At 68.2% G+C, this 18,808-nt stretch carries 17 protein-coding genes and 2 pseudogenes; 8 read left to right on the top strand and 11 right to left on the bottom strand.

Features of this window, described 5'->3' with window-relative positions; translation table 11 throughout:
- The gene (locus NL1_RS37860) at positions 1-138 is read right to left on the bottom strand and encodes a hypothetical protein (RefSeq protein WP_156095064.1); all 138 of its coding nucleotides are present in this window, start codon (positions 136-138) and stop codon (positions 1-3) included.
- A gap of 232 nt (positions 139-370) precedes the next feature.
- On the opposite strand from NL1_RS37860, the gene NL1_RS36860 reads away from it, so the two are divergent.
- On the top strand, positions 371-574 hold the full coding sequence (locus NL1_RS36860) for a hypothetical protein (RefSeq protein WP_084510968.1): 204 nt from the start codon (positions 371-373) through the stop codon (positions 572-574).
- A 48-nt stretch (positions 575-622) separates the two neighbouring features.
- The gene (locus tag NL1_RS26600; protein WP_067844792.1) at positions 623-1,267 is read left to right on the top strand and encodes a hypothetical protein; all 645 of its coding nucleotides are present in this window, start codon (positions 623-625) and stop codon (positions 1,265-1,267) included.
- A gap of 99 nt (positions 1,268-1,366) precedes the next feature.
- Here NL1_RS26600 and NL1_RS36855 read toward each other — a convergent pair.
- The 3 genes and pseudogenes from NL1_RS36855 to NL1_RS26585 all read right to left on the bottom strand — a co-directional run.
- A pseudogene (locus tag NL1_RS36855) lies at positions 1,367-1,894 on the bottom strand (LysE family translocator); the annotation flags it as partial.
- Between the two features lie 74 nt (positions 1,895-1,968).
- Complete coding sequence (gene recR / locus NL1_RS26590; protein WP_067844788.1) at positions 1,969-2,577, bottom strand: recombination mediator RecR; 609 nt, start codon at positions 2,575-2,577, stop codon at positions 1,969-1,971.
- A gap of 15 nt (positions 2,578-2,592) precedes the next feature.
- Positions 2,593-2,934, bottom strand: coding sequence for a YbaB/EbfC family nucleoid-associated protein (locus NL1_RS26585; protein WP_084510967.1), 342 nt, complete (start codon positions 2,932-2,934; stop codon positions 2,593-2,595).
- A 160-nt stretch (positions 2,935-3,094) separates the two neighbouring features.
- Between NL1_RS26585 and NL1_RS26580 the strand changes: the two genes are divergently transcribed.
- The 3 genes from NL1_RS26580 to NL1_RS26570 are packed head-to-tail and all read left to right on the top strand — an operon-like array spanning position 3,095 to position 4,865.
- Positions 3,095-3,634: a hypothetical protein gene (locus tag NL1_RS26580; protein WP_245673540.1), complete on the top strand. Its 540-nt coding sequence runs from the start codon at positions 3,095-3,097 to the stop codon at positions 3,632-3,634.
- Between the two features lie 46 nt (positions 3,635-3,680).
- A complete protein-coding gene (locus NL1_RS26575) occupies positions 3,681-4,499 on the top strand; it encodes a MerR family transcriptional regulator (protein ID WP_067844782.1) in 819 nt (272 codons plus the stop codon).
- A gap of 15 nt (positions 4,500-4,514) precedes the next feature.
- Positions 4,515-4,865 carry a VOC family protein gene (locus NL1_RS26570; RefSeq protein ID WP_067844780.1) on the top strand — a complete coding sequence of 117 codons (351 nt, stop codon included), beginning with the start codon at positions 4,515-4,517 and terminating at the stop codon, positions 4,863-4,865.
- 74 nt (positions 4,866-4,939) lie between these two features.
- Here the strand turns inward: NL1_RS26570 and NL1_RS26565 are convergent, their stop codons facing one another.
- Complete coding sequence (locus NL1_RS26565; protein ID WP_067844847.1) at positions 4,940-5,374, bottom strand: SRPBCC family protein; 435 nt, start codon at positions 5,372-5,374, stop codon at positions 4,940-4,942.
- Positions 5,375-5,598: 224 nt separating this feature from the next.
- On the opposite strand from NL1_RS26565, the gene NL1_RS26560 reads away from it, so the two are divergent.
- Together NL1_RS26560 and NL1_RS26555 are read left to right on the top strand one after the other, a co-directional pair.
- Positions 5,599-7,041, top strand: coding sequence for an FAD-binding oxidoreductase (locus tag NL1_RS26560; RefSeq protein ID WP_084510966.1), 1,443 nt, complete (start codon positions 5,599-5,601; stop codon positions 7,039-7,041).
- Positions 7,038-8,354, top strand: a complete 1,317-nt coding sequence (locus NL1_RS26555; RefSeq protein WP_067844776.1) for a class I SAM-dependent methyltransferase — start codon at positions 7,038-7,040, stop codon at positions 8,352-8,354. Before NL1_RS26560 ends, NL1_RS26555 begins: the two co-directional genes overlap by 4 nt.
- Positions 8,355-8,400: 46 nt before the next feature.
- Here NL1_RS26555 and NL1_RS26550 read toward each other — a convergent pair whose 3' ends face one another.
- Positions 8,401-11,931, bottom strand: coding sequence for a protein kinase domain-containing protein (locus NL1_RS26550; protein ID WP_067844845.1), 3,531 nt, complete (start codon positions 11,929-11,931; stop codon positions 8,401-8,403).
- A 247-nt stretch (positions 11,932-12,178) separates the two neighbouring features.
- Positions 12,179-12,820, bottom strand: coding sequence for an SgcJ/EcaC family oxidoreductase (locus NL1_RS26545; RefSeq protein ID WP_084510965.1), 642 nt, complete (start codon positions 12,818-12,820; stop codon positions 12,179-12,181).
- A 145-nt stretch (positions 12,821-12,965) separates the two neighbouring features.
- Between NL1_RS26545 and NL1_RS26540 the strand changes: the two genes are divergently transcribed.
- Positions 12,966-13,406, top strand: coding sequence for a MarR family winged helix-turn-helix transcriptional regulator (locus NL1_RS26540; protein ID WP_067844774.1), 441 nt, complete (start codon positions 12,966-12,968; stop codon positions 13,404-13,406).
- 18 nt (positions 13,407-13,424) lie between these two features.
- On the opposite strand, the gene NL1_RS26535 is transcribed toward NL1_RS26540, so the two are convergent.
- The 4 genes and pseudogenes from NL1_RS26535 to NL1_RS38255 all read right to left on the bottom strand — a co-directional run.
- Positions 13,425-14,516, bottom strand: coding sequence for an esterase-like activity of phytase family protein (locus tag NL1_RS26535; RefSeq protein WP_245673538.1), 1,092 nt, complete (start codon positions 14,514-14,516; stop codon positions 13,425-13,427).
- A gap of 132 nt (positions 14,517-14,648) precedes the next feature.
- Positions 14,649-16,799 carry a 3-hydroxyacyl-CoA dehydrogenase NAD-binding domain-containing protein gene (locus tag NL1_RS26530; protein ID WP_067844772.1) on the bottom strand — a complete coding sequence of 717 codons (2,151 nt, stop codon included), beginning with the start codon at positions 16,797-16,799 and terminating at the stop codon, positions 14,649-14,651.
- A gap of 39 nt (positions 16,800-16,838) precedes the next feature.
- Positions 16,839-18,053, bottom strand: a complete 1,215-nt coding sequence (locus NL1_RS26525; protein ID WP_067844770.1) for an acetyl-CoA C-acetyltransferase — start codon at positions 18,051-18,053, stop codon at positions 16,839-16,841.
- Positions 18,054-18,388: 335 nt separating this feature from the next.
- Positions 18,389-18,808: pseudogene (locus tag NL1_RS38255) on the bottom strand (DNA polymerase III subunit gamma/tau); the annotation flags it as partial.

The raw sequence follows: 18,808 nt of genomic DNA, 5'->3' as shown, positions 1-18,808 counted from the left end.
TCAGACGTTGCGCGTTCGGCCGTGACGGACGTGCGTCCGGTCCGCGCCGCACCGGTCGCCGACCGGTCCCCAGACGGTGCGGGTCCGGCGTGAATCCAGCTCGCCTTGCGCGCCGACATCGGTCGACTGTGCTGCCATCTTCGCATGTGAATCCGCGCGATCGCCCCGAGTCGCGGTGTGTCCACCCCCCTCGACGCAGCGATTGCGACGCGATTGCACGACCCTCGCGGGACTCCCGAGCTTGGCGCGCAACGTCTTCGGCCAACGATCCCGCGCCGAGCAAACCGCCGACACGCCCGTCCCGCCTCCCACCACCGGGCCGAGGCGAGTGCTAAGACCGAATCACCAACCGATCTCGTCAGGAGGTCCCATGCGCGTGACCTGTACATCCTGCGAATCCGCGGTAGACCACTGCCACGGCACCTTGATCGTCCACGCGGGCCGCGACCCCGAATGCACCGACGCCGCCTGCACCGCCTTCTGCCACGCCCGCCACACCTTCGTCGTCGACTGCGCCGTCATAGCAGGCGGCTGCGCCTGCGCGACCGAAACCTCAACCCGCCGCCACGCCTGACCCCGCCTGACCCGGTGGCCCCACAGTAGCTCCCCGTACGCTGGCCGGGTGAACTACGACCACGTGTTGTTGCCGTCCGGTGTTGCTGCGAACCCGACCGAGGTGGAGGCGTATCTGGTCGGGCAGCAGGGGGTGGCCGAGGCCGAGGTGGTCGCGGTGATGGCGGCGGAGATCAACGAGCGGAATCTGGAGCTGCCGGAAGAGGACAGCTTTCTCAGCGAGGAGTCGGTGGGTGGGGCGGCGAACGGGGCCGTGCTGCACGTGGCATGCCCGTACGACGCGATCGGCTACGTGCGGCACCTGCTGTTCGAGATCGCGACGCCGCGCGGCTACGCGATCTACGACCCGCAGCTGGCCTGGTTGATCGATCCGGCGGGGCACGTGCCGGTCACCGTCACCCACGGCGGCGCGGGCGCGTTCCCGTATCTCACCGAAGCGCTTGTGCGGCAGTGGGTTCCGGAGCTCGCGGCGCCGAACCCGTACCTGATCGTGGAACGGGGCGACCACGACTACATCCAGACCTACCGCGGCAAGCCCAGCGAATACACGATCGAATATCGCGACGGCGGACCCGATCGGCACTACGGCACCACGGTCAGCGACCCGTCCACGGTCGCCGCCCTGATCTGGGCGTGGACCACCGGCGAGCGGGACGAACTCGCGCGCGTCCCGTGGACCCGCGTGGAGTTCTGACCGGCGGCTACTGGTTCTGCACGGCCAGCCGCCCGGGAGCGCCACGAACGACGCCCCGAACACCCGCCGCATCCACGTCACCACCATCGGCCGCGCGATGACATACGTGCGCACCGCCGCCGCGCACGCGCCGTAGGCGGCGAACACCACCAGGGTGGCCAGCATGAAGATGCCGCTCAGCTCGAGCATGCGGGGCAGCGCGTTCGGCGCGCCCGCCGGCACGAACTGCGGAAGGAATGCGAAGAAGAAGATCGTCAGCTTCGGATTCAAGATATTGAGCAACACCGCCGAGGTGATCACCTTGCGGGCGCTCGGCGCGGGCCGGTCGGTTTCGGCGTCGGGAATGGCGAGCGCGCCCTTGTCCCGCACCGTGTTCCACGCCATGTACAGCAGGTAGGCGACGCCGAGGTACTTCAACGTCTGGAAGGCGACGGCGCTGGTGTTCAACAGCGCCGCGAGACCGGTGATCGCCGCGATCATGTGCGGGACGATGCCGAGGGTGCAGCCGAAGGCCGCGACGATGCTGGCGCGCACACCGCGAGACAGTCCGGCCGCGAGAGTGAACAGGACGCCGGTGCCGGGGGTGGCGACGATGACGAGCGTCGTCAGCAAGAATTCGATGCTCATCCCCCGCACTGTAATCGGCAGGGCCGGTAGAAAGCCGCTGATTCCGCGTTCGGGAGCGAAAGGCGCAGGCGCGCTTACAGCGCGCGCCTGCCGGAAAGGGCTCGGCCCAGCGTCAATTCGTCGGCGAATTCCAGGTCGCCACCCATGGGCAGGCCGGAGGCGAGCCGCGTCACCGCGAGACCGGGGAAATCACGCAGCATCCGCACCAGGTAGGTGGCCGTCGCCTCGCCCTCGGTGTTCGGGTCGGTCGCGATGATCACCTCGCTGACGTCCACACCGTCCTGTTGATTGCCGATGCGCGCCAGCAACTCCCGTATCCGCAGCTGGTCGGGCCCGACGCCGCTCAGCGGGTCGAGCGCCCCACCGAGCACGTGGTAGCGGCCACGGAACTCGCGGGTGCGCTCGATCGCCTGGACGTCCTTGGGCTCCTCGACCACGCAGATCATGGTGCGGTCGCGGCGCGGGTCGGCGCAGATGCGGCACAGTTCGCCGTCGGAGACGGTGCCGCACACCACGCAGAACTGCACGCCGTCACGCACCTTCTGCAGCGCGGCCTGCAACCGGTCGATCTCCGGCGGCTCCACCTGGAGCAGGTGAAACGCGATGCGCTGCGCGCTCTTCGGACCGACGCCGGGCAGCTTGCCCAGCTCGTCGATCAGATCCTGTACCGGACCCTCGTACAACCGTCCCGTCCTCGATCAGAAATCCGGCAGCCCGGGCAGCGAACCGCCGCCGAGTCCGCCGGAGAGCGGGCCGAGGCGCTCGGCCGCCAGCCGCTGCGCGTTGCTCATCGCGTCGTTGACCGCACCGATCACCAGATCCTGCAGGCTCTCGACGTCCTCGGGATCGACCACCTTCGGGTCGATCGTCAGCGCGACCACCTCGCCCGTCGCCTTGATCCGCACCTGGACCAGACCGCCACCCGCCTGGCCCTCCACTTCGGAAGCCGCGATCTCGGCCTGCGCTTCCATCACCGCCTGCTGCATCTGCTGTGCCTGGGCGAGTAACTGCTGCATGTCGAACTGACCACCGGGCTGCAAGGCTCGTCCTCTCTCGGGGAGATTGTCACGGTTCAGACTAGTCCTCCCCCATACGCCGAGACAGCCAGCCCCGACCGCTTAAAATCGATGTGGGTCGGAGACCGGTTCGTGAATTCTGGAGACAGCAATGAGCACAAACCGCGTACTTCTCGTGGGCGCCATGGCGGTTTCTGCCCTCTTTCCGACCTTGTTCCCAGCTCCTGCCGCGGCGGAGGATCCCGACGTGACCCCGGCGGTGTCCGATTACGGCGGCGGATGCGTGCTGTATCCCGATAACAAGGCGGCCACGCTGAACTCGCTGCGCAACCGGTGCTCACCCGAGCAGCAGGACGCGATCTTCCACGACGCGTCGGCCGGTGCGGTGCCGATGGGCGTCAAGGACGGCTGGGTGGTCCGGCCCGCCTACATCCAAGGCATCACGCCGAGCCTGTGGATCGGCAAGACCTTCTACACCGGCCCCGACGGCGGCTATCTGCTGAACCGCCTGACCAGCGAGGGCATGGAGGGCTGGCGCGCCGATGTGTACCGCGCCCCCGCGATCATGGACGGCGGCCCGGCGTGGGCGCTGAACTACAACCCGTCGCCGACCCCGCCGGTCTACGACGAGATCCGCGAGGTGACCCCCGGCGTGTGGCTGGGCTACTCGTGGTGGCGCGGCGCGGTCCAGACCACCCTGTTGCTGACCTTCGCGCTGGCCTGACCGAGGCGCTTGACTCTCCCCTCACTGGAGGGTGTTCGCTGAACGTATGACCGCGACCGTCTCGATCGGTGAGTTCGCCAGGCTGACCTACCTGAGCGTGAAGACGCTGCGCTACTACCACGACATCGAGCTGCTCGAGCCGGTGGCGGTGGACCCGGGCTCCGGCTACCGGCGCTACTCGACCGAGCAGGTGGAGCAGGCGCATCTGATCCGGCGCCTGCGCCGGCTCGACATGCCGCTGCCCGAGATCAAGGCCGTGCTCGCCGCGCCCGACATCGCCGCCCGCGACAGCGCGCTGCGCGCGCACCTGGAGCGGATGGAGGCGGAATTGCAGCGGACGCGGGAGGTGGTGACCTCGCTGCGTTCGCTGCTGACCGAGCCTGCGCCGATCTCGGTGAGCTACCGCTCGCTCCCGGCGTTTCCGGCGCTGGCCGTCATCGACTTCGTCGAGCGCGACGGGATCGATTCCTGGTGCAGCCGTTCGTTCACGCTGCTCTACGAGACCTTGGCGGCCGCGGGTGTGGCGCCCGCGGGGGCCGGCGGCGCCACGTACGCGATGGAGTTCTTCGAAGACGACGCGGGCGAGGTGGTCGCCTTCGTGCCGATCGCGGCGCGCGACGCCATCGAACCGCCCGAAGGACTTTCGGTCATCGAACTCCCCGCGCGCCGCTTCGCCGTCGCCGTGCACAGCGGCGCATTCGAGGACTTCGACCGCACCTACGGCGCGCTGGGCAGCTACGTCGCCGAACACGACACCGCGCTGTCCGAGCCGGTGCGCGAGCTCTATCTGGTGGCCCCGAACGACACCGACGACCCGGCCGAATACGTCACCGAAGTCTGCTGGCCCATCGGCGGACACCGATAACAGGAAGGAACGACAATGACACTGTCCATTGCCCACGTCACCTTCGATTGCGAGAACGCCGCGGCGCTCGCCGGATTCTGGGCCGAGCTGCTCGAACTCCGCGTCGACGCGGAGGCCAGCGAGTTCTTCGCGACCGTCGGGCGCGAGTCCGGGCACTCGCCGGTGCTGATGTTCATCAAGGTGCCGGACAAGACGCCGGGCAAGAACGTCGTGCACCTGGACATGCACGCGCCCGACTGGCGCGAACACATCGAGCGCGCCGTCGCCCTCGGCGCCAAGCACATCGGCGATTTCGACGAGTACGGCGGGAAGTGGGCCACGCTGGCCGACCCGGAAGGCAACCTCTTCGATATCGGCGCCGTCTGACGGCCGCCGAACGCACCGTGGGCCGGGTCCTGTTCGAGGACCCGGCCCACGGCGTCATTCGGCTCGCTTCGAGCTCAAGCCAATTCGCGCTTCAGGTTCTCCAGCACCTCGGCCTGGATCTTCTTCAGCCCCAGCGGCGCGAAGATGCCCTCGAAGATGCCCGAGATGCCACCCGCGCCCTTCCAGGTCGTGCGCAGCGTGACCTGCGCGCCCGTGCCCTCGGGCGTCACGGTCCAGGTGTTCACCATGGTGGAGTTCGCATCACGCTCGGTGACAATGGAATCCGACACCGTCACGACGGCGTGCACATTGCGCGACCGCTTCTCGGTGGCCTGCAGAGTCCATTCCGCCACGGTGCCCGCGCCCTTGCCGCCCTCGACGACCTTGTAGTCGCGGTAGTGCGGGGAGAGGATGCGCGGACGCACCGTCTCGTAGTCCGCGATGGCCTCGAGCGCGCGCTGCGGATCCGCGTCGACGGTGATCGAACTGCTGGCGCTGACCTGTCCCACAATGAGCTCCTTGTCCGAATGCGGTGTTTCGACCGTCCCTATCCTGCCTTGCGCCACTGTCTGCTCGCGCTCCAGCCCGATCTTGTTCCGCATCGTGTCCGATAACGCGACTGCCACGCCGAACACCGGGTATTCCCGATGCAACATTCCCGTGACATTTATCCCGGCTCGATCGAATCTCGGTGGCTGTAGGTCACGGTGCGTACTAGCGTCGAGGGGTGGCAGTGAGTCTGTTGGGGAAGGCCGGTCACGGTCCGGCCGCACGCGAATCAGGGTTTGCCGCGCACCGAGCGGGTGTGGATCGCCTTCTGGCGAGTTACCGCGCCATACCCGCGGACGCCAACGTGCGGCTTGCGAAGAAGACGTCGAATCTGTTCCGGGCCAGGGCCGAGACCACCGCACCCGGCCTGGACGTCTCGGGCCTGACCGCGGTCATCGCGGTGGACGAGAACGCCAGGACCGCCGACGTCGCGGGCATGACCACCTACGAGGACCTGGTGGCCGCGACCCTGCCGTACGGGCTGGCGCCGCTGGTGGTTCCGCAGCTCAAGACCATCACCCTCGGCGGGGCGGTGACCGGTCTCGGCATCGAGTCCACCTCGTTCCGCAGCGGCCTTCCGCACGAGTCCGTGCTGGAGATGGACGTGCTGACCGGGGCGGGCGAGCTGATCACCGCGCGGCCGGACGGCGAGCACGCGGACCTGTTCCGCGGCTTCCCCAATTCCTACGGCACGCTCGGCTACACCGTCCGGCTGAAGATCGAGCTCGAGCCGGTCCTGCCCTACGTGGCGCTGCGCCACGTGCGGTTCCGCGACCTGCCAGAGCTGGAGGCCGCGATCGTGCGGATCATGGACGAGAAGTCCTACGACGGCGAGCGGGTCGACTACCTCGACGGCGTGGTGTTCACCGCCGACGAGAGCTACCTGACCCTCGGCAGGCAGACCGACGAGCCCGGCCCGGTGGGCGATTACACCGGGATGGACATCTACTACCGCTCGATCCAGCACGACTCCGCCGAACCCAAGCGCGATCGCCTGACCATCCACGACTACCTGTGGCGCTGGGACACCGACTGGTTCTGGTGCTCGCGGGCCTTCGGCACGCAGAACCCGAAGATCCGCCGGTTCTGGCCGAAGCGCTACCGGCGCAGCAGCTTCTACTGGAAACTGGTCGCCCTCGACCGCAAATACGACATCGGCGACAAGCTGGAGGCCCGCAAGGGCAACCTCCCGCGCGAACGGGTGGTGCAGGACATCGAGGTCCCGGTGGAGCGCACCGCGGATTTCGTCGAGTGGTTCCTGCGCGAGATCCCGATCGAGCCGATCTGGCTGTGCCCGCTGCGTTTGCGGGACACGGGCGCACCCGCCGCGCCGAGCGGACGCCCCTGGCCGCTGTACCCGATCGAGCCGGACCGGACCTACGTCAACGTGGGATTCTGGTCGGCCGTGCCCACCGTGCCCGGGCAGCGGGAGGGTGCGGCCAACCGCGCCATCGAGCGCACCGTCACCGATTTCGACGGGCACAAATCGCTGTACTCGGACGCCTTCTACGGCAAGGACGAGTTCGCGGCGCTCTACGGCGGCGAGACCTACACCGAACTGAAGAAACGCTACGACCCGGACCAGCGCTTGCTGGATTTGTATTCGAAGGCGGTGCAACGGAAATGACGACATTCAAGGACCGTTCCGACGTGTTCGCAGATCTGGGAACCAAACTGAGTATTGCCGAGATCTTCGAGACCCTCGTCGACGGCGAGGTCCCGATTCGCCTGACCGCCTACGACGGCAGCGCGACCGGGCCGGAGGATTCGGACTACACCCTCGACATCAAGACACCGCGCGGCATCAACTACCTGGCCACCGCGCCCGGCGATCTCGGCATGGCGCGCGCCTACATCGCGGGCGACATGATCGCCGAAGGCGTCCACCCCGGCGACCCGTACCCCATCCTGAAGGCGATGCAGGACTTGAAGTTCCGCCGCCCCTCGGCGCTCGCGCTGGTCACCATCGCGCGCTCGCTCGGGTGGGAGCGACTCAAGCCGGTCGCGCCGCCGCCGCAGGAGACGCTGCCGCGCTGGCGCCGGATCGCGTTCGAGGGCCTACGCCACTCCAAGATTCGTGACGCGGAGGCCATCCACCACCACTACGACGTCTCGAACACCTTCTACGAGCACGTCCTCGGTCCCTCCATGACCTACACCTGCGCGGTCTACGGCGACGAGAACTGGACGCTGGAGCAGGCCCAGGAGAACAAGTACCGCTTGGTCTTCGACAAGTTGCGCCTGAAGGAGGGCGACCGGCTGCTCGACATCGGCTGCGGCTGGGGCGGCATGGTGCGCTACGCGGCGCGGCGCGGGGTGCGGGTCATCGGCGCGACGCTCTCGGCGGAGCAGGCCGAATGGGCGCAACGCAAGATCGCCGAAGAAGGTCTCTCCGATCTGGCCGAAGTGCGGCACTCGGACTACCGCGACGTGCCGGAGGGCGAGTTCGACGCGGTGTCCTCCATCGGCCTCACCGAACACATCGGCGTGCACAACTACCCCTTCTACTTCGAGTTCATCAAGAGCAAGCTGCGCGACGGCGGCCTGTTCCTGAACCACTCCATCACCCGGCCGGACAACACCCGCACCACCAAGGCGGGCGATTTCATCGACCGGTACGTGTTCCCGGACGGCGAACTGATCGGCTCGGGCCGCATCATCTCCGAGATCCAGAACATCGGGCTCGAGGTACTGCACGAGGAGAACCTGCGCGAGCACTACGCGCTGACCCTGCACGAGTGGTGCAAGAACCTGGTCGCCAACTGGGACGCCTGTGTCGAGGAGGTCGGCGAGGGCACCGCCAAGGTGTGGGGTCTGTACATGGCGGGATGCCGGCTCGGCTTCCAGCGCAACGTGGTTCAGCTGCACCAGGTGCTCGGCGTCAAGCTGTCTGCCGACAGTGCGTGGACGGTCCCGCTGCGCCCCTGGTGGGAGGCGTGACCCGCTGACGCTCGTTCGCGACCGGCATCGCGGCGCTACCCGCTGCTCAGTCCAGCAGTTCTTCCAGGAAGAGGGCGGGTATCGCCGCTTGCTCGGCCTCGTCGGGTGCTGCGTGCATCTCCGTGCGCAGCACCCGCAGGATGCCGACCACGCCGGGGCCCGCGTCCAACAGCGGACGGGTCCAACCCAATTCCGCGCAGGTCGCGGCGGCGGGAAGCAGCAGGCCCGCCGCCTCGCCGACCCACCCTGAGGCGGCGAGGCATTCGGCGAGCAGCAGCGCCGTGTCCAATTCCGCTCGGGGACGGTCCTGTTCGAGCATCCGGCCGTGCAGGGCGCGGGCGCGGCGCACCGGGGTGTCGTCCGAGTGCAGGTCCTTGCGTGCGAGCAGGCCGCGAATACCGGCGATCTCCTCGGCTTCGGCGGTGAGCGCGGCGGAGCCGATCAGACGGTGATGGACGACGCCGAGCGACTCCGCGTGCCCGTCGCCGCGCACCTCGATGTCCACGGGCAGACCGAGTCGCAGCCGTTCGGCGCGAATGTGCGCGGCCAGCCGGACCAACCGCTGCTCGGCGGCCACGCGGGCGCCCTCGTCCAGCCGGGCCGCCGCGGTGGCGAGGTCGCCGCGCACCGCCTTCACCCTCGCGCCGGTGACGAACGTCGAGATCAGGAAGTCGACCGACCCGACCTGGGTGACCAGCTGGTGGCTCTCGTCCAACAGCCGGTCGGCGGAGTCGAGATCGCCTCGGCGATAGTTCAATTCGCCGAGCAACGCCGAGGCCACCCGCACCGCGTCGGTCCGCGGACCCGAGCGGAGCCTGGCCGTCTCCCATGCCTGCTGGAAACACTGCATCGCCGTGGCGATGTCGAGCTGCTCGTAGGCCGCGGCGCCCTGCACGCACAGACCGAACACCGCGCCGAGCGGGTCCTTCGAGACGGCGTGGTACTCGGCAGCCCAGTCCTGGACCGCGCGGGCACCATCGAAATCGAACTCGCACAACCGCACGAACGAGATCACGTTCGCCGCGGTGGACACGGTCCAGGCGGGCAGCTCGTCGGCGTGCTCCAGACATTCCTCGATCCGGTCGAGCACGCCCTCGGTGTGGTCCCGCGCGATCTGGTCGGCGGCGGCGAGCACCGTGGCCTCCCACCGCTGCCGGACCACGTCGGCGTCGCCCGACGAATCGCGGGCGAGCATGTTCGACAGCCTGCCGAGTGCGCTGCGCGCCGCGCTGGACTGCTGCATATTCACATTCGCCCGCGCCACCGCCATCAGCAGCTTGGATCGCGAAGCCACCTGCTGCACCGGCAGTTTCGACACCGTGCCCAGCAGGGTGGCCAACCGGGAGGCATCGATCAGGTCCATGCCGCCGCCCTCGAGCAGGTCCAGCGCCATCTTCAGATCGGCCGCGGCCAGCGCGTGGTCCACCGACTTGCGCAGCAGCTGATGTTCGGCGTACCAGCGGGAGGCCTTGCGGTGCAGCGACTTCAGCTTGCCGGGTTGGGTCCGCTCCAGCCGCGCCCGCAGATGCTCGGCGAACAGCGGCTGCATCCGGTACCACTCCGGGTCGTGCTCGATGCGCCGCAGGAACAGCTCGCGCTGCTCGGCCTGGGCGAGCAGTAGCTCGGCCTCGCTGTCGTCGGACAGCGCGGCGGCCAGCGGCGCCGAGACCCGCTCGGTCACCGAGATCGCGGTGAGGAAATCGAGCATCCGCGGCTCGAGCGCATCGAGCACGTTCTCGGCGAGATATTCGCGGATGCCGTGACTGCCTTCCGACAGCGTCGCGATCAGCTGGTCGGCGGCGATGTTGCCGCGCAGCGAAAGGCTGATCAGCTGGATGGCGGCGGGCCAGCCGTCGGTCGTCTCGTGAATCTGCTCCAGCTGCGCTTCGGTGAGCGCGAAACCGTTGCGCTCGACCAGGATCTGCTTCGTCTCGGCCAGTGTCAGCCGCAGCGCCACCGAACCGATCTCGACCAGTTCGTCGTGCACCCGCATCCGGCTGGTCGGCAGGCCGGACTGCTCCCTGCTGGTCACCACGAAACGCAGGTGGTGGCAGCCGTTGTCGAGCAGCGACTCCATCACGCGGTGCGTGCCGGGATCGCTGACGCGATGCCAGTCGTCGACCACCACCACGATGGTCTCCCTGCTCGCGTGGATCTCGTTGATGAGCGTGGTGATGGCATAGGGAACCGCGTCGCCCGCGCGTTCCTCGAGCGCCCGGTCGAGCCCGGCGCCGATATCGGGCCGCACCCGGTGGATGGCCTGGATGAGATGGGCGAGGAACCAGATCTCGTTGTCGTCGTCCTGGTCGATGCCGATCCACGCGACCGGCACGCCGCCGCCCGCCAGCTCCGCGCGCCACTGGGCAGCCACCAGGCTCTTGCCGAATCCGGCGGGGGCGTGGATCACCGCGAGCCTGCGGCGCCCACCTGCGCGCAGGATGTCCAGCAGGCGGGGCCGCGGCACCGGTTCGAGGACGGGAGTGGGCGGGCGGAACTTCGTCGCGGCGGTCGGCGGCAGGGTGATCGAGCCGCTCGCGTGCCGCGAGACGGTGGGACGCAGCGTCATCGGCCAGCTGCGCCGGGTCACCGCCTGGCGCGTGCGCGTGGACGGTTGCGCCTCCATGGGACGCTCGCCATCGAGTTCCTCGAGCAACGCGGTGGTGTCGAGCAGTGCCATCTCATCCGGCAGCTGCCCGTGCTCCTGCTGCACCGAGCGCAGCAGCATGCCGAATTCGAACGCCGACTCCGGTCGCTCGACCGGGTCGGGCGCCATGGCCCGCTCGATCGCGTCGGCCACGTCGGGCGGGATGTCCTGCTCGCGCAGATCCGGCACCGGCTGGGTGGTGATCCGCAGAAACTGCGCAACCACCTTCTCCCCGGCTTGCCTCTCGAACGCGGCGTGGCCGGTGAGCAGCGCGAACAGCGTCGCGCCGAGACCGTAGATGTCGGAGCGGACGGTCGGCTCGTCGCCCTTGAGCACCTCGGGCGCGGTGAACGCGGGAGAGCCGGTGATCAGGCTGCTCGAGGTGCGGAACCCGCCGGGAATCCTGGCGATGCCGAAATCGGTGAGCTGCGGTTCGCCGTAACCACTGAGCAGCACGTTGGCGGGCTTGACGTCGCGGTGCAGGATCTGGGCCCGGTGCGCGCTCTCGATCGCGCCCGCCAGCTTCACCCCGGCGCGCAGCGAATCGCCCCAGGTGAGCGGGCCCTGTTCGCGAATGAGCTGTTCCAGCGAGCCGTGCGTGCAGTACGGCATCACGATGATCGGCATCCCGCTGGCCGTGACGTCCACCTGCAGGATGTCGACGATGTTGGGGTGGCCGGAGAGCCTGCCCATGGCCTGTTCCTCGCGCAGGAAGCGTTCGCGGCTCTCGACGTCGATCTCGGAAGACAGCACCTTGACCGCGACGACTCGTTCCAGCGCGGTTTGCAGGCAGCGGTACACCACGCCGAATCCGCCCCTGCCGATTTCGACGGCACCCGAGAGCCCCATGGCCTCGAGCTCGTCGGCGATGCCGATCAGTTCGCTGCGCCGGGTATCTCCGCGTTGGGTATCCCCGACGCGTTGCGTTTCCATGCCGCGCTGGGTGTCCGAATCAGCCTGGGACGCTTCGGGACTCATCTTGCCCGAACCCGTCTGTGGATTCACGTGACCACCTCGAGTTCACATCGAATCGGCGTCACCGGCGATCGTGGAGCATGCCGACGTCGGGCACCGGGGGTCCGGTGTCCGGATCGTCTGCGCATACTCCAACGTAGCGCGGCGTACGGCCGGTTGGGTGGAGATTGCCGCAGTGTCGTCCCCACCTGCGACGGCCGTGCGATCAGCGCTCGGCGGCCGGCCTCGTGTCGGGCGCGAACAGGAACGAGATCCGCTCCATGACGTTGCCGCGCTTGGTGTTGTGGAAGGCCGCGATCAGCCAGCGTCCGTCCTGCTTGACCAGGGTGTAGGTCTGGGTTTTGGTCAGCTCGTCGGCGCTCTTGCGGTCGCCCTTGTAGGTGTCGCCGCGGCTGGTGACCACCGCTGTGTCGGGACCGTAGAACCGGATGCCGAGGTAGGAATCGGCGAGCTCGGTGCCCTTCAAGAAACCGTCGAACAGCGCGCGATGGGCTTCGATGAGATCGGTCTTGCCCTCGTAGTAGGTGCCGACGTAGGTGGTGTACGTGGCGTCCTCGGTGAAGACGCTGCCGAAGGCGTCCGCGTCGCCCGCGGCCCACGCGTCGGTGAGCCGGTCGAGGACAGCGCAGATCTCCGCGACGGCCTCCGGCGTCGCGGCCGCCCCGGACGGGACGACGGCCGCGCAGTCCGAGGTCCCCAGATTGCGGACCTCGGCGGTCTTGTCCAGCCAGAGGTATCCGCCGCCCGCGGCGAGTCCGAGGACCAGGGCCGACGCGGCGAGGATGCGGACGGCCTTACGGCGACGCGGGTGCGCGGTGCTGGTTGTGGCCGAATCGATGGTGGTCATGACGCCCTCCGTGATAAGTTTCTGCTTAGAAGAACTTTCTTCGTCGAAGATTTCTCTTCGTTGAAGAAGAGATTAGGAGAGGGAGGTAGTCGTGTCAATGGGGCAATCGGACACAGAGCGATCGGACAAAGCGCAACCGGGGGCAATGACGCAATCGGAGGCGAGTGCGATCTATCGCCGCTACCTCAGCGCGCTCATGTTGCACGGACAAGCCGGAGCGCGGACGGTGGATCTGGGCGCCACCGACCTCTACGCGCTCAACATCCTGGAACTCAGCGGCCCGATGACGCCCGGCGAACTCGGCGCGCGCGCGGGACTCACCACCGGCCCGACCACCCGGCTGGTCGACCGCCTGGAGGCGGCCGGGTACGTGCGGCGGGTTCCGGTCCCCGGCGATCGGCGCAAGATCACCGTCGAACTGGTCGGCACCCCGGCCGGACTGGATCGCGCGCTGGCCCCCGCCCGGCGGCACATCGGCGAGATCATCGCCGGATACGGGCCCGAACAGCGCGAGCTGCTGTTCGACTACTTCCGCAGAGCCGCCGACGCGTATGTCGAAGCGACGGAAGAACTTCGCACCGACTGAGCTGAGTTTTCCAAAAGCTCAGCGCACCGCGAGCGCGACGATCTGGGTGATCTGGCTCGCCGCGAAGTTGTCGTCGCTGACCAGCACCAGCGTCCGCTCGCCCGAGGGCAGCCGCGGTCCCCAGGTCATGCTCTCGATGTTGTCGATATCGGTCAGCCCGACCTCGGCCAGGTCGATGAGCAGCCGCTTTGCGACCGGGCGGGCGTCGCCGAGCGGAGCGCCGAGCACGTTGGTCGCGCCCGCGGTGTCGGCCTCGTAGATGCGGATCTTGTTGCCGACGCCCTCCACGAACGCGCGCTCCAGCACCAGGAGCTTCGCCGGATCGAGCGGATCGGCGGCCAGGATCGAGGCGACACCGTTCCCGCCGCGACCCGGCTCCGGCCGCGACTCGGCGAACACCGGCTCCATCGGATACGCGTACTGCGCGAGCAACGGCCCGAAACGCGCCTGCACGGTGATCCGGGAGATCGCGCCCGAGCTCACGGTCGCCTCGGGGCCGTCCTGCAACAGCGGGCCCTCGACGGCCGTCACGAACAGCACGCCGCCCGCGGCGAAGGTCGCGGCCTCCAGCGCCGCATTGCGGCGCGGCCCGGAGTCCGGCCGCATCCGCTGGTCGTCCGGGATCGGCAGTTCGGCGACGAACGTCCCGTCCGGCCGCGCGACGCGCACGGCCGGGTCGGCGAGCACGTCGCCCGCACGCTCACCCTCCTGAGTCCAGAAGTAGTCGCCGGTCCACGGATCGACGCGAATCTCCTCGGGGTCAACCGATTTCGGCGGGTAGAGGCCTCCATCGGGGGTGCGCAACGGACGGGTTCCGGTCAATGTCACCGGGCCGACGCCGTTCGCGTCGACGGCGAAGCGGGCGGTGTAGGTGCGGGCAGGCGCCCGCTCCGAGCGGTCGTCGCTGATCAGCACATACTCGCCCGTGCCAGGCAGATAGTCGATGCCCGACAGACCACCGACCGTGGTGCCCTCGAAATCCATGGCGTGCGGCAGGATCTGCCGGCCCAGCAGCCGCACTCCCGGCTCGGCGTCCGCGGTGGGCGCCGCGGCCAGTCCGACGCCGACCGCGAGGGCCAGGAGTAATCCGGTCTGTCTGCGCACTGCCACGAGCGACACCGTATAGCCACCGGCGAACCGTGCGGTGAACGCTGTCGGAACTCCGTCCGGAGACGGCGAAAGCCCGCCACCGCGAAAAGCGGTGGCGGGCTTTGCCGTTGCGTAACTAGTTACGCGCTGCGATCACTTGCGCAGCGAGGCGGGAGCCTCGAAGCGGTCGCCGTACTTGGCCTTCAGCTCGTCGGCGCGAGCAACGAAGGCCTCCTGGCCGCCCGGGTAGCCGACGATGAACTGGTGCACGCCACCGGTCCAGGCCGGGTAACCGATACCGAAGATCGAGCCGATGTTGGCGTCGGCGGTGGTCTCGAGCACACCCTCGTCGAAGCACTTCTGGGTCTCGATCGCCTCGATGAACAGCATGCGGTCGATCAGGTCCTGGAGCGGCACGTTGAAGTCGGTGACCGACTTGAAGTGCTCGCGCAGGCCGCCCCACAGGCCGGTCCGCTTGCCGTTCTCGTCGTACTCGTAGAAGCCGGCCTTCTCCAGGCGACCCGGACGACCCTCGGTCACCATGTACTCGATGACGTCGATGGCCGGGTGCCGCTTCTTGCCCATGGTGGCGTCACCGCGGGCGATGGCCTCTTCGGTCTCCTTGGCGATCTTCAGCATGAGCTTCATGTTCAGCTCGTCCGACAGCTGCAGCGGCGCGGCCGGGTAGCCCGCCTGCGAGCCCGCCTGCTCGATGGTCGAGGGGTCGATGCCCTCGCCCAGCATGGCGATCGCCTCGTTGACGAAGGTGCCGATCACGCGCGAGGTGAAGAAGCCGCGGCTGTCGTTGACGACGATCGGGGTCTTCTTGATCGCGAGGGTGTAGTCGAACACCCGGGCCAGTGCCTCGTCCGAGGTCTTCTCACCCTTGATGATCTCCACCAGCGGCATCTTGTCGACCGGCGAGAAGAAGTGGATGCCGATGAAGTCCTCCTGGCGCTTCACGCCGGCCGCGAGACCGGTGATCGGCAGGGTGGAGGTGTTCGAGCCGAGCAGCGCGTCCGCGTCGACGATGTCCTCGATCTCCTGGAACACCTTGTGCTTGAGCTCGGTGTTCTCGAAGACGGCCTCGATGACGAAGTCGACACCGGCGAAGTCGGCCGCGTCGGCGGACGGCGTGATCCGGTCCAGCAGCGCCTTGGACTTCTCCTCGGTGGTCTTGCCACGGGAGAGGGCCTTGGCCTCGATCTTCTCGGAGTAGTTCTTGCCGCGCTCGGCCGCCTCGATGGTGACGTCCTTCAGCACGACCTCGTAGCCCGCCTTGGCGGAGACGTACGCGATGCCCGCGCCCATCATGCCCGCGCCGAGCACGCCGATCTTCTTGATGTCCTTCTTCGGCACGTCCTTCGGACGCGAGCCACCGTTGTTGATCGACTGCAGGTCGAAGAAGAACGCCTGAATCATGTTCTTCGCGACCGGGCCGGTCAGCAGGTGGACGAAGTAGCGCGACTCGATGAGCGAGGCGTTGTCGATGTCGACCTGCGCGCCCTCGACCGCCGCGGCCATGATGGCACGCGGGGCAGGCATATTGGTGCCCTTGAGCTGCTTACGCAGGTTGGCCGGGAACGCGGGCAGGTTCGCCGCGAAGGCCGGGGTGGACGGGGTGCCACCGGGGATCTTGTAGCCCTTCTTGTCCCAGGGCTGCACGCCGCCCTCGGGGTTGGCCTTGATCCACGCCTTGGCGGCCGGGACCAGCTCCTCGATCGAGCCGACGACCTCGTTGATCAGGCCGATTTCCTTGGCCTTGCCCGGGCGGTACTTCTGGCCCTGCAGCAGCAACTGCATGAGCGCGCCCTGGAGGCCGAGCATGCGCACGGTGCGAGTGACACCGCCACCGGCGGGCAGCAGGCCCAGGCTGACCTCGGGCAGGCCCAGCTGCACACCCGGCACGTCGGCCGCGATGCGGTAGTGGGTCGCGAGGGTGATCTCCAGGCCGCCGCCGAGCGCGGCGCCGTTGATCGCGGAAACGACCGGCTTGCCCAGCTGCTCGAGACGACGCAGCGCACCCTTGATGGTGCCCAGCTCGTCCATGAGGGCCTGGCCGTCTTCCGGGCCGACCTTCATCATGTTCTTCAGGTCGCCGCCGGCGAAGAAGGTCTTCTTCGCGGAGGTCAGCACCACACCGGTGATGCTTTCCTTCTCGGCCTCGAGCCGCTCGACGGTCGCGGTCATCGACTTCTTGTACAGCTCGTTCATGGTGTTGGCGCCCTGGTTCGGGTCGTCCATCGTCAGCACGACGATGCCGTCCGAATCCTGCTCCCAACCGATCATGTTGGTTTCGCTCACAGCTCTGTGTCTCCTTGAATTCTCAGCTGCCGGTTGGGGTCAGACCCGCTCGATGATGGTCGCGACGCCCATGCCGCCGCCGATGCACAGGGTGATCAGCGCGTAGCGGCCGTTGCGGCGCTCCAGCTCGTCGACCATGGTGCCGGTGATCATCGCGCCGGTGGCGCCCAGCGGGTGGCCCATCGCGATGGCGCCGCCGTTGACGTTCAGCTTCTCGTCCGGGATGTTCAGGTCCTTCTGGAACTTCAGCACCACGGAGGCGAACGCCTCGTTGATCTCGACCAGGTCGATATCGTCGAGGGTCAGACCCGCCTTGGCCAGCGCCTTGTTGGCGGCCGGGGTGGGACCGGTCAGCATGATGGTGGAGTCGGCGCCACTGGTGGCGGTCGCAACGACGCGCGCACGCGGGGTCAGGCCGGAAGCCTTGCCTGCCTCCTCGGAGCCGATCAGCACCAGCGCGGCGCCGTCGACGATGCCCGAGCTGTTGCCGCCGTGGTGCACGTGGTTGATCTTCTCCACGAAGTGGAACTTCTGCAGCGCCACCGCGTCGAAGCCGCCCATCTCACCGATCACGGCGAAGGAGGGGTTCAGCTTGGCGAGGTCCTCGGTGGTGGTGCCGGGACGCATGTGCTCGTCGCGGTCCAGCACGACCAGGCCGTTCTGGTCCCTGACCGGAACGATGGACTTGGCGAAGTAACCACCGGTGGTGGCCTTGGCGGCCAGGTCCTGCGAGCGCACCGCGTAGGCGTCGACGTCATCGCGGCTGAAGCCCTCGATGGTGGCGATCAGGTCGGCGGAGACACCCTGCGGGACGAAGTAGGAGTCGTAGTTGGTGGCCGGGTCGAGGGCCCAGGCGCCACCGTCGGAGCCCATGGCGACGCGCGACATCGACTCGACGCCACCGGCGATGACCAGGTCGTCGAAGCCGGAGCGCACCTTCTGGGCGGCGATGTTGACGGCCTCGAGACCGGAGGCACAGAAGCGGTTCAGCTGCACGCCGCCGACGGTGTCGGGCAGGCCCGCCACGGTCACGGCGGTGCGCGCGATGTCCATGCCCTGGTCACCGACCGGGCTGACGACACCGAGGACGATATCGGAGATCCGGTCCTCGTCGAGGTTGGGGAAGCGGTTACGCAGCTCCTGGATCAGACCAACAGTCAGGTCGATCGGCTTGACCGAGTGCAGCGAACCGTTCTTCTTGCCGCGGCCGCGCGGAGTGCGGATGGCCTCGTAAATGTAGGCCTCTGTGGTCATATCGGAGTGTTTCCTTCCTTGGGGTGCGCCTGCACCGCGTTGTGCGGCACGGCCGCGGGTAACCTCGCCGACCGGCCATGAGACCGACCGTCCGTATTCAGTTTGCCGTGCTCCCGAGGCCCAGCGAGGTGACGCGAGGTTCCGTCTCCGAGCCCGTCGCTCGCACCGCATAACGCTGTACAAAACTCGGCAAGCACCGGCGGACGCACGTTCCGGACACGCCCATACGCCTGCGCATACCATAGAACGACGCCACACCGGAGCTCACGGCTACCCGTTCATACTACCGTCGTGTGCGAACTCCGGTTAACTTAACGTCCTCGAGGCGGTGGTTGTCAACCGTCCAGCCGTGTGGCACCCAGCTCACTGCGGAGCAATTCCAGAGCGACCTCGTCGGGGTCGTGGCGGGCCTCCGGCGCCACCGGCTTGGCGGCCTCTGCCAGCATTTCCCGCTCCTCTTCCGGCGTCGAGGGGCCAGGCACCCCGCCCTGGCCGAATCCGGCCGCGCTCGACGGCGACTCGTACCCGGCGGGATCGGGCGGCGGGAAGTCGCCGGGGCCGGGATCGTCCGGTAGGTCGGGGTAGTCGGGCGGCGGGATGTCGTCGTCGCCGGACCGGGTGGGCGCGGCAGGCCGCTGCGCGCGACTCGGCGCGTCACCCGCCGCGTTCGCCCTGGTCTGACTGGGTCGCGAGAACCGAGGCTGGCCCGCCTCCCCGCGTCCACCTTGACCGCTCGCGCCGCGCCCGGCCGCCCC

It is taken from the genome of Nocardia lijiangensis NBRC 108240, assembly GCF_001613045.1.
Taxonomy (GTDB): domain Bacteria; phylum Actinomycetota; class Actinomycetes; order Mycobacteriales; family Mycobacteriaceae; genus Nocardia; species Nocardia lijiangensis.
The sequence above is the reverse complement of the archived record's forward strand: the minus strand, read 5'-3'. Positions and strand labels throughout refer to the sequence as shown.